Origin of the sequence: Agrococcus casei LMG 22410, assembly GCF_900163565.1 — a bacterium.
Classification (GTDB): Bacteria; Actinomycetota; Actinomycetes; order Actinomycetales; family Microbacteriaceae; genus Agrococcus; species Agrococcus casei.
Window position 1 is genome coordinate 173,383 of the sequence record NZ_FUHU01000044.1, and the last position, 12,183, is coordinate 185,565.

Below are 12,183 nucleotides of genomic sequence, written 5' to 3' on the forward strand. Positions count from 1 at the left end.
ACTGCATGTCCAACTCTGACTCGCCCGCGTGCTGACAGCGCATGCTCCGGTGGTTAGTCTGGTGTCGTGAATCGAATCTCAGCACACATCGCCGCAATCAACGAGTCCGCAACGCTCAAGGTCGACGCAAAGGCCAAGGCACTAAAGGCAGAGGGCAAAGACGTCATCTCCTTCGCAGCCGGCGAGCCCGACTTCGCGACCCCCGAGAACATCGTCGACGCAGCTCGACGCGCACTCGACGACCCCAAGAACTTCCGCTACACCCAAGCCGCGGGCCTCCCCCTGCTGCGCGAGGCGATCGCCGAGAAGACCAGGCGCGACTCCGGCCTCGAGGTCGACCCCTCGCAGGTGCTGGTGACCAACGGCGGCAAGCAGTCGGTCTACCAAGCGTTCCAGACGATCCTCGATCCCGGCGACGAAGTCATCGTCCCCACCCCCTACTGGACCACGTACCCCGAGGCGATCGGCTTCACGGGCGCCAAGCAGGTCGACGTCTTCGCCGGCAGCGACCAGGGCTACCTCGTCACGGTCGACCAGCTCGAGGCCGCGCGCACTCCGCAGACCAAGGCGCTGCTCATGGTCACGCCCTCGAACCCGACCGGCGCCGTCTACTCGGCCGAGCAGGTTCGCGAGATCGGCCAGTGGGCACTCGAGCACGGCCTCTGGGTCATCGCCGACGAGATCTACCAGAACCTCACCTACGACGGCGTCCGCGCTGTCTCGGTCACCGAGGCGGTCCCCGAGCTCGCTGACCGCACCCTGCTGCTGAACGGCGTCGCGAAGACCTACGCGATGACCGGCTGGCGCGTCGGCTGGACGGTCGGCCCCGCAGACGCCATCAAGGCGGCCGCAAACCTGCAGTCGCACCTGACCTCGAACGTCAACAACATCGCCCAGATCGCCGCTGCCGAGGCCCTCACCGGCCCGCAGGATGCAGTGCAAGACATGCTGACCGCCTTCGACCGCCGCCGCAAGACGATCGTCGAGGCCCTCGCGAGCATCCCGGGCGTCTCTGTTCCGACCCCCGAGGGCGCGTTCTACGCGTACGCCGACGTGAACGGGCTGCTGGGCAAGGAGTGGAGCGGCGTCACCCCCACGACCTCGCTCGAGCTGGCCGACCTCGTGCTCGACAAGGCGCTCGTGGCGGCGGTTCCCGGCGAGGCGTTCGGCCCCAGCGGCTACCTGCGCTTCTCGTACGCTCTCGGCGACGACCAGCTGGCAGAGGGCATGAGCCGCCTCAAGCAGCTCTTCAGCTGACCCTGCATTCCGGCTGACGCTGCATTCCCGTCAACCGATCGGCTGATCCGCCGAACGGTGCGCCGCCGCATGCTTGAGTCATGCAACCGGCAATACAGGTCAAGAGCCTCACCAAGAAGTACGGCGATCACACGGTCGTCGACGATGTCAGCTTCGAGATCGAGCAGGGCGAGACGTTCGCGCTGCTCGGCCCGAACGGCGCAGGCAAGTCGACGACCGTCGAGACACTCGAGGGCTATCGCAAGCCCACCTCAGGCGACGTGCGCGTGCTCGGCACCGACCCGCTGCGCGGCGGCCTCTCGTGGCGCAGCCGCATCGGCGTCGTGGCGCAGTCGCTCGGCTCCGAGACGATGCTCACGACGCGCGAGCTGCTCTCGCATGCCGCGCGGGTGTTTCCGACTCCTCGAAGCGTCGACGAGGTGCTCGAGATCGTCGGCCTCAGCGAGCACGCCGGCAAGCTGACGCGCAAGCTCTCGGGCGGCCAGAAGCGCCGCGTCGACCTGGCGCTCGGCATCATGGGCAGGCCAGAGGTGCTCTTCCTCGACGAGCCGACCACGGGCCTCGACCCCGAAGTGCGCCGTCAGATCTGGGATCTCATCGACGACCTCTCAGACCAGGGCACGACCGTGCTCCTCACGACGCACTACCTCGACGAAGCCGAGCAGCTCGCACGTCGCGCGGGCGTCATCATCGGCGGAAAACTGGTCACGGTCGATGCTGTCGACCGCATAGGAGGGGCGGATGCGCGAGTGCCGGTCGTGAGGTGGCAGGAAGGCGGCCGCGTGCACGAGGAGCGAACCGAGCATCCGACCTCCCTTGTCGCCCGACTGGCTGAGGAACGGGGCGAACTCGCCCGGCTCGAGGTCATCAGGCCGACCCTCGAGACCATCTACCTCGGCATGCTGCGCGAGCACGGAAGCCACGACATGCTGCAGGAGGCAACATCATGAGCACTGCAGCGAACACCGCGATGCACACCGTCACACCTGTGACCGGCCTGGATCGCACGCTGCCACCGGGCCACACGCTGCGGGTCGGCATCGACCGCATCCGTCTCGAACTGCTCGAGTACGTTCGCCGCGTCGACAACATGATCTTCACGTTCGCGTTTCCGATCATGCTGCTGCTGATCTTCGCGAGCGCATTCGGCAGCGCCGACCCCGTGCAGACACCGGAGGGCGAGATCGATCCGGCAGCCATGATGCTGCCGGCGATGCTGGCGGCCGGCGTGCTGCTCTCGGGCACGCAGAACCTCGGCATCGGCGTCGCGATCGAGAAGTGGGACGGCACGCTGCGCCGCTTCTCAGCCATGCCGATTCCCGTCGCGAGCTACTTCATCGGCAAGTTCGGCCAGGTGCTCGTGACCTCGATCGTGCAGACGGCGGCACTGCTGGCCGTCGGCATCGGCGTCTTCGGCTTCGAGCTGCCGCAGTCGGGCGAGCAGTGGGGCGTGTTCGGCTGGGCCTACGGGCTCGGGCTGCTGTGCTGCTCGATGCTGGGGCTCGCACTCGCGCAGCTTCCGCGATCGGTGAACTCCGCATCCGCCATCGTGATTCCCGTCGTGCTGCTGCTGCAGTTCATCTCGGGCATCTACCTCACGATCACGATGCTGCCAGAATGGCTGATCCAGATCGCCAACGTGTTTCCGGTCGCGTGGCTGGCACACGCCATGCGCTTCGCCTTCATGCCCGACGCCGCGAGGTTCGCCGAGCTGAACCAGGAGTGGGATCTCGGCACGGCGCTCCTGATGCTCGCGGCCTGGACGGTCGTCGGCACCGCGATCGCGCTCTTCACGTTCCGCTGGGTCAAGCGAAGCTGACCCCTGCCAGACTGTGAGCATGCACACCGAGTCGACCGCGGAGGAGACCGACGGCACCCGCATCTGGCACTGGGCAGTGCTGGTGCTGGGGCCTGCGACCTCCGCCGTCGCCGTCTGGATGCTGTGGCTCGAAGCCGGCGAAGGCCCGCTCACGACGCTGCAGTGGGCGCAGGGCATCTTCACGATCGTCGCCCCGCTCGCCGTGATCGCCCTGTGGCTGTGGGTGCGCCCTCGCGTGGCCGAGCGGCCTGCGGCGCACCTTCCGCTCATGATCCTCATGACCGTCACGCTCGGCGTGAGCACCTGGACCCAGCCGGGTCTCGCGGGCGCCATGAGCTTCATCATGCCGCTCGCCTGGCTCGCCACCCCGACCAATCGCGCGGCGATCATCTGGAGCGGCGTGCTGGTCGCCGCAGCCGGCACGGGCATGATGGCCAGCGGCTTCACCTCGCCGGGCTACGCGATCTTCACCGTGATCTTCAGCGTCGGGCTGAGCGCTGCGATCGGGCTCTCGATCTCGAAGCTGCACGAGCAGGTGCTCGAGCGCGAGCAGCTGGTTCGCGAACTGCAGCAGAAGCAGGACGAGATCGTCGCACTCGGCTCTGAGCGTGCCGCCGAAGCCGAGCGGGCTGCCGTGCTGCGCGACGTGCACGATGCCGTGACCCAGAATCTCACCGCGATCGTCATGCAGTCGCGGCTGCCGAACCACGACCCTGCGCTCATCGAAGAGCTCGCGAGCGAAGCCCTCGAAGAGACGCGAGCGCTGCTGCTGAAGGCGACCCCCTCGCAGCTCGACAGCGGGCTTCCGGCCGCGCTGCAGCGTCTGGCCGACCGGTTCGAGCGCGAGGCATCCGTGACCGTGACGACCAGAATCGAGCCCCTCCGACTCGGCCTCGAATCCGAGATCGTGCTGCTGCGCGTCTGCCAGGAGCTGCTCGCCAACGTGCGAAAGCACGCACAGGCCAGCAGCGTCGAAGTCACCCTCGAAGCCGCGGGCGGCTCCGTCTCGCTCGCCGTCGTCGACGACGGGCGCGGCATCGACGAGGCAAGAACCGCGAGCACAGCGGATGCGCGGGGCCTGCGCGGCATCCACGAGCGCGTGCAGGCGGTCGGCGGCACGGTCGAGGTGGCCTCCTCCGGCGGAACAGCCGTCACCGTTCGACTGCCGGCCGAGACCAGCGCGCAGGAGGCGCGGGCATGACCGATCCCATTCGCGTCATCGTCGCCGACGACCACCCCGTGATCCTCGGCGGGCTCGTGAGCATGCTCGAATCCGACCCCGGCATCTCCGTCGTCGCCACGGCGGCCGACGGCGCGGCGCTCGTCGCGGCGACCCGGCAGCACGCGTGCGATGTGGTCGTCACAGACCTGCGGATGCCCGGCACGGGCGGCGCAGACGCGACCCGGCAGATTCGGCGGGCCGCGCATCCGCCCCGTGTGCTGATCCTGACCACCTACGACTCCCCCGCCGACGTGATGCAGGCGGTCGAGGCAGGTGCAAGCGGCTACCTGCTGAAGGCGGCTCAGCCCCGCGAGATCCTGGCGGCGGTGCGCGCAGTCGCCCGCGGCGAGCGCGCCATGTCACCTGCCGTCGCGCAGCGGCTGTCGCAGCTGCAGGATTCCGAGCAGCTGACCGCCCGCGAGGTGCAGGTGCTGCGCCTCATGCGCGCCGGCGGCACCAACGCGAGCATCGGAGCAGAGCTCGGCATCGGCGCGGCCACCGTCAAGACGCACGTGCAGCACATCTTCGACAAGCTCGGGGTGCGCGACCGCACGAGCGCCGTCGCGACCGGCATCGATCTCGGCCTGCTGAGCGCCTGAGGATTCAGATCTCGAGGCCGACGAGCACCGGCTCGTTCACCAGCTGCACGCCGAACTCACTGAGCACTCTGATCTGCACGTAGCGCGCCAGCTCGGCGACCTCCTCGCCCGTTGCACCGCCGGTGTTGGTGATGGCCAGGGTGTGCTTCGACGAGATCGCGGCACGGCCGGTGCCGAGGCTGAAGCCCTTCTCGATGCCCGCACGCTCGATCAGCCACGCGGCCGAGAGCTTGAAGGCCTCGGTTTCGCCGCCATCGGCTCGAGTCTTGGGGGCAGCCGCAAATCGCGGCGCGTCTTCTGGCAGCGAGTGCGTGAACGCCTTCGAGACGATCGGGTTCGTGAAGAACGAGCCGGCCGAGACCGAGTCGGGGTCGTCAGAGAGCACCATGCCCTTGGATGCGCGAAGCTCGAGCACCGATCGGCGCACGTCCGCAAGGGGTCGCCGGTCGCCGGTCTCTGCCCCGAGGCTCGTCGCCAGCTGCCCGTATCGAATCGGCGCGGACTGCCCGTCGGCCTTGCGCAGCCGCAGCTCGACCGAGAGCACGAGACCCGTGAGGCTGCCGCTCTTGATGGCGCTGTTGCGGTACTCGAGCTCGAGGTCAGCCGCCTCGAGCCGCTGCACCTCCAGCGTCTCTGCGCTCAGGAACTCGACGGCAACCAGGGTCTCGGCGACTTCCTGCCCGTATGCGCCGATGTTCTGAATGGGTGCCGCCCCGACCGAGCCGGGTATCCCGGACATCGCCTCGATGCCTGACCAGCCGCGCTCGACCGACATGGCGACCAGGTCGTCCCACGTCTCGCCTGCCTGCGCGCGCACCGTGACGGCGTCGTCGGTCTCATCGAGCACCTCGAAGCCGCGCGTGCGCATGAGCAGCGCTGTTCCGGCGAACGGGTCGTCGCTCGCGACCGTGTTGCTGCCGCCGCCCAGCACGATGAACTCAGCACCGGTTCTGACCAGCCGCTCGTAGGCCTCTGCGGCCTGCTGCGCACTCTCGGCCTCGACGAGGTCGGCGATCTCGCCTCCGACCCGCATCGTCGTCAGGTCAGACAGCCTCATGCGGCGCGAACGATCGCCTGGGACTTTCCGAGCACGGTCTGCTCGCCCAGCGTGACCTTGAGATCGATGCGCCACAGGCCTTCGCCGAGGTCTTTGGCCACAGTCGCGGTGATGTGCACGTCGGCCCCGGCCTCGGTGTCGACGGGCACCGGTCGCGTGAAGCGCACCTGGTAGTCGACGATGCGCCCGGGGTCGCCGAAGAAGTCGACCACCGGCTGGATCGCCGTGCCCATCGTGAGCATGCCGTGTGCCAGCACGCCCGGAAGCCCCACCTGCTGCGCGACGTCGTCGCGGTAGTGGATCGCGTTGAAGTCACCGGATGCGCCGGCGTACCGCACGAGCGAGTCGCGCGAGAAGTGCGCGTCGTATTTGGCGATGACCTGGCCTTCTGAGAGTGCGAAGCTCACGAGTCTCCTCCGACCACGAGTGTTGCGAACGAGGCGGCGACCTTCTCGCCGGCCGCGTCGAAGATGTCTGCCTCAGTCGTGACCATCGCGTTGCCGCCGAGCGCGCGAACGCCTGCGACCTTGAACTGCACCGTGAGCTCGTCGCCTGCGACGATCGGACGCTCGAAGGCGAAGCGCTGGTCTCCGTGCACGACGCGCGTCAGCTCGATGCCTGCGCTCTCGTCAGCCAGCAGCTGGTCGAGGCCGCGCTGCTGCACGACGATCGTGAAGGTCGGGGGTGCGACGAGATCGTCGTAGCCCGCCTCGTTCGCTGCCGCCACGTCGAAGTGCACGGGGTTCGTCGCCTGCACAGCATGCGCGAACTCCCGAATCTTCTCGCGACCGACCAAGTACGGCTCAGTCGGCGGATACACCTTGCCTGCAAGTTCTGGATTCACTGCCACGCCTCCAGTCTATGCGTCGGCTCTCTTGGCGTCGGCTCAGCCGTTGGGCGGCCGCTTGATGTCACCGCGGATGAGTCGCTTGCGCAGCCAGAAGATCATCGGGATCATCAGCAGCGCGAACGCGAGCAGCACATAGGCGATCAGCTCGTCAGCAGTGAAGTAGAAGTACACGGCTAAGCCGAACACCACGAGCGTCGAGGTCGACATCGCGCCCGCGATGAGGTTGGCGGCGCGAACGCGCTGCTCTGGGGTCTGGGGCCCTGCCTCGTTGGTCATGATTCCTCGCTCAGTAGCCGCGCTCGGGGCTGACGACGCCGTCGAGGCTCTCGCCAGCCGCACGCCTGCGGATGTTCTCGACGAACCGGTCGCTCAGCAGTTCGACGACCTGCACCTCGGTGTCAGCGGTATGCGGTGTGATGATCGCGCGCGGCTCGCTCCAGAGCGCGTGCCCTGCAGGCAGCGGCTCGGGGTAGGTCACATCGAGCCCCGCACCGAAGATCTCGTCGTTCTGCAGGGCGGCGACCAGCGCATCCGTGTGGATGATGGGCCCGCGTGCGATGTTGACCACCACTGCGCTGTTCGGCATGGCCTTGAACGCCTCGGCATTCACGATGCCGCGCGTCTCGTCGTTCAGCGCCGACGCCAGGAACAGCACGTCGGTCTCGGGCAGCAGCCCAGCGAACTCGCTCGTCGGCACGGTGCGGTCGGCACCGGGCATGGGCGTCGACGAGTGACGCACAGCGGTCACGGTGCAGCCGAACGGCTCGATGAGGCGCGCATACTCCTCTGCGATGCCGCCGCCGCCCAGGATCGTGACCCGCTTGCCGTAGAGCATCTCGCCGGTCTGCACGGAATCCCATTCGGATGCGCGAGCGCGGCGGTGCAGGTCGTTCATCAGCGCCAGCGTGAGCGCCAGGCCGTGCTGTGCGACAGGCTTCGAGTAGGCGCCCTTGGCGCTCGTGAACATCTCTCCTCTAAGACTAGGGTAGAGACATGACGACGAGGGCAGCCGCATACCTACGCATCTCCCAGGACCACGATGGTGAACGCTTCGGCGTAGAGACCCAGCGGCGACGGATCGCGGCTGAGATCGAGAAGCGCGGATGGACGCTGGTGCGAGAGTTCGAGGACAACTCGGTCTCGGCGTCGAAGGCGCGAGGCAAGGGCACCAAGTGGCACGACATGCTCGAAGCGGCGGGCACTGGTCAGTTCGACGTCATCGTTGCGGTCGACCTCGATCGTCTACTCCGCCAGACCAAGGACCTTGTCACCCTGATCGAAGCGGGGGCCAAGGTGGTGACCCTCGATGGTGAGATCGACCTGAGCACTCCCGATGGCGAGCTGCGGGCGACGATGCTGACCGCGTTCGCGCGATTTGAAGTGCGACACAAGGCGGAGCGCCGCAGGCGGGCGAACGCCCGTCGTCGCGATGAAGGCACACCGACGATGGTCGCGCTCAAGATCCTCGGGTACACGCGCGACGGGCTGGACGTCATCGAAGAGGAGGCAGAGTCCGTCAAGAAGGTCTTCGATGACTTTCTGGCCGGCGTCTCGCTGAACCAGCTGGCCAGGGACCTCAACGAACAGGGCTTCACGACATCGAAAGGTCGACCATTCAACGGCCACTCGGTCAGGACCATGCTGCGCAATCCGCGTTATATGGGGAAGATCCTCCACCACTCGACCGGCGAGATGTACGCGGGGCGGTTCCCTGAGATAGTCGACGAGGACCTGTGGAACACCGTCCAGACGAAGCTCGACGACCCCGCCCGCCGGAAGTCGATCGGCAACGAGCCGACACAGCTGCTCAGCAGCATCGCCTACTGCGGAGTGTGCAACAAACGATCCATCAAGGTCGGCCGAGCGGATTGGGTCTTCTATCGATGCAACGACGGACACGTGAGCCGGAGCCAGCGCCAGGTCGATGCGATGGTCAACGCGGCGGTCATCGAACGACTGTCGAGCAAGGATGCTCGGGAGCTGATCCTGCGCCCCGCCGCCGACGAGACAGATAGGGACGCGCTCCGTTCTGAGCGGATGGTGGCGCAGACCAAGATTGACGGGCTTGCGGCTCTCTACGCGGACGGCGTGCTCGACGGGCCCGCGGTGCGACGTCAGAGCGCCATGCTGCGTCAGAAGATCAACGAGATCGACGGTCGCCTCAGCACACCCGGCGCTCCGCCGATTGAGGAGCTGATCGAGTCCGCCGATGTCGAGGCGACGTGGCGCGAAATGGACCTCACGCGACGTCGGCTCGTCGTCGACTCACTCATGAAAGTGACCATCCTTCCGAAGGAGTCCCGGGGCCGGAAGTTCGATCCCGAGTCCGTTCGGATCGAACGGTTGAGCCCGAGCGACGCTCGTGAACTCAGGGGCGACTCGGAGGACGAATGAGTCGACTGCGAGTTGACCGCGAGTTGACAGCCCGGTAGGATCGAAGCCACGAAGTCGATCCGGAAAGATGGTTCGACGGGCAGATGGCACGTCGTCGTCACCGTGGGGGTAGCGACGGCAGGGGCCATGAGGCAGGCAACGGAGTGAACCTCGCGCCGCGGGGGTGAGACACCTGCCGGACGACTCCCGAAAGTGATGGCCGAGAGGCCGGGCCAGAGCGATAGGCCCGTAGCGTTCGCAAGGATCGCAAGTCGCAGGGCCCGATGGCCGCCGGATGACGGGACGCCGGAACTCCCAACGAAGTGTTGGGAGTCTCAACATGCCCGTTTCATCCAATCTCAGTCCTGTCGCAGCGACTTCGCCGCTGTCCACGAAGGAAGCCGCCGCGTACATCGGATGCTCGCCGAGGACGCTTTCCAACTGGCGCAATCGCGGCACCGGGCCGACGTTCGTGTGGTTCGGCGCAAAGCACTCGCGCGTCGCATATCTGAAGGCGGACCTCGACGCGTTCTTGGCCGAGCATCGCTCCACTGGCGCGTCGGATGACATCGCGGCCGCGATCGCCGCGGGCAAGGCAGCCGGCAAGAAGCTCGCGGAGACCCCGCTGACGGAGGAGCAGAAGGCTCTGCTCGGAACGCTGATCAGTCCCCTGAAGAGCCTGGCTGTCTCGGGAGGTGCGTCGGCATGAACGCAGAAGAAAGCCGCCCCGGCGGCAACACCGAGACGGCCATCCAGAATCGGGCGGATTCTTCCCACCATTCTACCGATAGCGAGGCCCCTGTGCCTCCTTCGGCGGAAGACGAGATCGCCCGTCTGGAGCGCGAGCTGGCCGAGGCGCAGCGGGGAGGTCCGGTGCCGACCCCGCAGGTCGAGGTGGGCACTCAGAGCGTAGACACGACGGTGCGGCCCTCGCCCGAAAGCCTGATCGAGATGGCCTACGAAGAACACCGTGCAGCCCTGTCCGGTCGGCAGATCGAGTTGGGCAAGTATCGGGACGGCCTCCTGGCTCGGATCGAGGAGCGGTTCGCGGAGGAGAACACGTGGCGTAAGGCTCAGAAGCTGCGCGTCCACCCGACGCCTAGCCATCTCGATGAACTGACGATCGTGAAGATCCTGTTGGATCTCCACGACATCGCAGCGGTCAACCTGACGAACAGCAGGGACGGCGACGACCTGTCGCTGCTCGCGATGTACCAGTCGTCGGGCGACGCCGAGGGCACGTACGCGACTAGCGAGAGCGTGTTCGTCCGGCTCGTCAGCGAGCTGGCACCGAGCATGCGTCAGCGCGATGTCGAGTCGGTCATCAAGCGCTTGAATGCTCATGCGAAGGTGGTGCGGCGGTGCGACGACCCGGCGCTGTCGCCGGTGAACAACGGCATCTTCAACCACACCACGCAGGAGCTGGAGCCGTTCACTCCGGAGCGCGTCTTCCTGGCGAAGTCACCGGTCGACTACATCGCCGACGCGCCGAACCCCGTCATCACGATGCCCGACGGCCAGACCTGGGATGTCGAGTCGTGGATCGCCGATCTCTCCGACGACGAGGGCGTTCCCGAGCTGCTGTGGGAGATCATCTCGGCGGTACTGCGTCCCAATGAGCGGTGGAACCGCTCACCGTGGCTGTATGGCACGAGCGGTCGCAACGGCAAGGGAACGCTGATGCAGCTGCTGAGGAACGTCGTCGGTGACGATGGTGCTGCGACCCTGTCGATCAAGGCGTTCGGTGACCGGTTCTCGAAGGAGTCCCTCCTGACCTCGACGGCGGTGCTCTCCGATGAGAACGACGTCGGCGACTTCGTGAAGTCCGCTGCGGATTTCAAGTCGGTCGTCACGGGGGATCCGATCCAGATCGACCGAAAGAACCGCCGGCCGGTCAGCGTCCGTGTGCAGGGCATCGTCGTGGCCTGTTTCAACGGCTTCCCTCGTGTGAAGGACAAGTCCCAGTCGTTCAACCGCAGGCCGCTGATGGTGCCGTTCCCCAAGAACTTCACGGGCGGCGAGCGGCGGTACATCAAGAGCGACTACCTCGCTCGTAGGGACGTCCTCCGTTATGTGCTGCGGCGGGCGCTTCAGATGCAGCACACCACTCTCAGCGAGCCCGAGGCATGCACGGCGGTGATGGACGAGTTCCGGATCATGAACGACCCGGTTGCCGACTTCTGGACCGAGTTCGAGGACCAGTTCGTCTGGGATCTGCTTCCCACCGTGTTCCTGTACGACTTGTTCATGACGTGGTTCGCGAAGACCCGTCCCTCCGGTATTCCGTTGAGTCGCAACGAGTTCACGCATCAGTCGAAGATCCTCCTGGCAGATTCGTCGACCTGGAAGTACACCGACTGCAAGCGCCCCGGGACGTCGATGATCAACCCCGAACCGCTGATCGCCGAGTACGACCTCACGAACTGGATGAACCCTACTTATCGGGGTCCGAACATCCACGGCAAGTGCGTTCCCTCACCGCTGAAGCCCAATTACAGGGGGTTTGAGCGCCAGTAACCGATACACACCGACACCCACACGCCGGGTGACAACTAGAGAGGAAAGAAGAGATGAACTACCAGACCGAAGAGATGAGCGGGCAGCAGGATGAGACCGCCGAAGTGACGGCGGAGGCGTCGTCGAAGCCGAAGAAGACCCCGAGTCGCCGGAAGCCGAAGACTCCCCGGGAGCGTCTCGCAGACGTCATGCGCCAGCAGGAGACGTTGAAGCAGCAGGTCGCTGCTCAGCGCTCACGTGAGTGCGTCGAGATCGTCGAGGCACTGTACGAGCTGCACGGCATCGAGGCGATCACCGGCGACCTGGGCGAAGGCCAGCGGCTGTCGAGTCTGCGTGACGCACTGGGTCTCCCCGCTACGGAGTAGTGCAGGGCGGAGACCCTCTGGCCGAAGCCCCGAGCACCGATTCTGGTGCCCGGGGCTTCGTCATGCCCGCGGGGTTCGAAGGGGCAGAGGGGACGCGCGGAGCGCGGACACGGAGCCCCTCGCA

14 protein-coding genes are annotated in these 12,183 nt (G+C 66.5%); 9 read left to right on the top strand and 5 right to left on the bottom strand.

Translation table 11 applies throughout. The features are described from left to right. Positions 1 to 66: 66 nt before the first annotated feature. The 5 genes from CZ674_RS12060 to CZ674_RS12080 all read left to right on the top strand — a co-directional run bounded on the left by CZ674_RS12060 (position 67) and on the right by CZ674_RS12080 (position 4,897). Positions 67 to 1,257: a pyridoxal phosphate-dependent aminotransferase gene (locus tag CZ674_RS12060; protein ID WP_086992770.1), complete on the top strand. Its 1,191-nt coding sequence runs from the start codon at positions 67 to 69 to the stop codon at positions 1,255 to 1,257. Between the two features lie 80 nt (positions 1,258 to 1,337). Next, positions 1,338 to 2,207 (top strand): ABC transporter ATP-binding protein, encoded by an 870-nt coding sequence (locus CZ674_RS12065; protein ID WP_086992771.1) that lies wholly within the window; start codon positions 1,338 to 1,340, stop codon positions 2,205 to 2,207. Further along, complete coding sequence (locus CZ674_RS12070; protein WP_234988572.1) at positions 2,204 to 3,076, top strand: ABC transporter permease; 873 nt, start codon at positions 2,204 to 2,206, stop codon at positions 3,074 to 3,076. Before CZ674_RS12065 ends, CZ674_RS12070 begins: the two co-directional genes overlap by 4 nt. Positions 3,077 to 3,095: 19 nt before the next feature. Further along, complete coding sequence (locus CZ674_RS12075; protein WP_086992772.1) at positions 3,096 to 4,277, top strand: sensor histidine kinase; 1,182 nt, start codon at positions 3,096 to 3,098, stop codon at positions 4,275 to 4,277. Further along, a complete protein-coding gene (locus CZ674_RS12080; protein WP_086992773.1) occupies positions 4,274 to 4,897 on the top strand; it encodes a response regulator in 624 nt (207 codons plus the stop codon). Before CZ674_RS12075 ends, CZ674_RS12080 begins: the two co-directional genes overlap by 4 nt. Positions 4,898 to 4,901: 4 nt before the next feature. Here the strand turns inward: CZ674_RS12080 and CZ674_RS12085 are convergent, their stop codons facing one another. From CZ674_RS12085 to CZ674_RS12105, 5 genes are read right to left on the bottom strand one after another with little or no spacing between them, the layout of a single operon-like run. Next, a complete protein-coding gene (locus tag CZ674_RS12085; protein ID WP_086992774.1) occupies positions 4,902 to 5,954 on the bottom strand; it encodes a UDP-N-acetylmuramate dehydrogenase in 1,053 nt (350 codons plus the stop codon). Beyond that, a complete protein-coding gene (locus CZ674_RS12090) occupies positions 5,951 to 6,361 on the bottom strand; it encodes a MaoC/PaaZ C-terminal domain-containing protein (RefSeq protein ID WP_143244742.1) in 411 nt (136 codons plus the stop codon). The genes CZ674_RS12085 and CZ674_RS12090 overlap by 4 nt, the downstream gene beginning before the upstream one ends. After that, positions 6,358 to 6,804, bottom strand: a complete 447-nt coding sequence (locus tag CZ674_RS12095) for a MaoC family dehydratase N-terminal domain-containing protein (protein WP_086992775.1) — start codon at positions 6,802 to 6,804, stop codon at positions 6,358 to 6,360. The genes CZ674_RS12090 and CZ674_RS12095 overlap by 4 nt, the downstream gene beginning before the upstream one ends. 36 nt (positions 6,805 to 6,840) lie before the next feature. Continuing rightward, positions 6,841 to 7,080 (bottom strand): hypothetical protein, encoded by a 240-nt coding sequence (locus CZ674_RS12100; RefSeq protein ID WP_086992776.1) that lies wholly within the window; start codon positions 7,078 to 7,080, stop codon positions 6,841 to 6,843. 10 nt (positions 7,081 to 7,090) lie between these two features. Beyond that, a complete protein-coding gene (locus CZ674_RS12105; protein ID WP_159456988.1) occupies positions 7,091 to 7,771 on the bottom strand; it encodes an NAD(P)-dependent oxidoreductase in 681 nt (226 codons plus the stop codon). Positions 7,772 to 7,797: 26 nt separating this feature from the next. Here CZ674_RS12105 and CZ674_RS12110 point away from each other — a divergent pair, with 26 nt between their 5' ends. The 4 genes from CZ674_RS12110 to CZ674_RS12125 all read left to right on the top strand — a co-directional run bounded on the left by CZ674_RS12110 (position 7,798) and on the right by CZ674_RS12125 (position 12,059). Then, positions 7,798 to 9,198, top strand: a complete 1,401-nt coding sequence (locus CZ674_RS12110; protein ID WP_086992778.1) for a recombinase family protein — start codon at positions 7,798 to 7,800, stop codon at positions 9,196 to 9,198. Positions 9,199 to 9,517: 319 nt separating this feature from the next. Then, positions 9,518 to 9,886 carry a helix-turn-helix transcriptional regulator gene (locus CZ674_RS12115; protein WP_086992779.1) on the top strand — a complete coding sequence of 123 codons (369 nt, stop codon included), beginning with the start codon at positions 9,518 to 9,520 and terminating at the stop codon, positions 9,884 to 9,886. After that, on the top strand, positions 9,883 to 11,694 hold the full coding sequence (locus tag CZ674_RS12120) for a DNA primase family protein (RefSeq protein ID WP_086992780.1): 1,812 nt from the start codon (positions 9,883 to 9,885) through the stop codon (positions 11,692 to 11,694). The genes CZ674_RS12115 and CZ674_RS12120 overlap by 4 nt, the downstream gene beginning before the upstream one ends. Before the next feature lie 53 nt (positions 11,695 to 11,747). Continuing rightward, on the top strand, positions 11,748 to 12,059 hold the full coding sequence (locus CZ674_RS12125) for a hypothetical protein (RefSeq protein ID WP_086992781.1): 312 nt from the start codon (positions 11,748 to 11,750) through the stop codon (positions 12,057 to 12,059). The last annotated feature ends 124 nt before the right edge of the window (positions 12,060 to 12,183 follow it).

Bases quoted from the DNA above. Each gene is read 5' to 3' on its own strand.
- CZ674_RS12065 (WP_086992771.1), top strand. From the start codon at position 1,338: ATGCAACCGGCAATACAGGTCAAGAGCCTCACCAAGAAGTACGGCGAT.
- CZ674_RS12070 (WP_234988572.1), top strand. From the start codon at position 2,204: ATGAGCACTGCAGCGAACACCGCGATGCACACCGTCACACCTGTGACC.
- CZ674_RS12075 (WP_086992772.1), top strand. From the start codon at position 3,096: ATGCACACCGAGTCGACCGCGGAGGAGACCGACGGCACCCGCATCTGG.
- CZ674_RS12080 (WP_086992773.1), top strand. From the start codon at position 4,274: ATGACCGATCCCATTCGCGTCATCGTCGCCGACGACCACCCCGTGATC.
- CZ674_RS12085 (WP_086992774.1), bottom strand. From the start codon at position 5,954: ATGAGGCTGTCTGACCTGACGACGATGCGGGTCGGAGGCGAGATCGCC.
- CZ674_RS12100 (WP_086992776.1), bottom strand. From the start codon at position 7,080: ATGACCAACGAGGCAGGGCCCCAGACCCCAGAGCAGCGCGTTCGCGCC.
- CZ674_RS12105 (WP_159456988.1), bottom strand. From the start codon at position 7,771: ATGTTCACGAGCGCCAAGGGCGCCTACTCGAAGCCTGTCGCACAGCAC.
- CZ674_RS12110 (WP_086992778.1), top strand. From the start codon at position 7,798: ATGACGACGAGGGCAGCCGCATACCTACGCATCTCCCAGGACCACGAT.
- CZ674_RS12115 (WP_086992779.1), top strand. From the start codon at position 9,518: ATGCCCGTTTCATCCAATCTCAGTCCTGTCGCAGCGACTTCGCCGCTG.
- CZ674_RS12120 (WP_086992780.1), top strand. From the start codon at position 9,883: ATGAACGCAGAAGAAAGCCGCCCCGGCGGCAACACCGAGACGGCCATC.
- CZ674_RS12125 (WP_086992781.1), top strand. From the start codon at position 11,748: ATGAACTACCAGACCGAAGAGATGAGCGGGCAGCAGGATGAGACCGCC.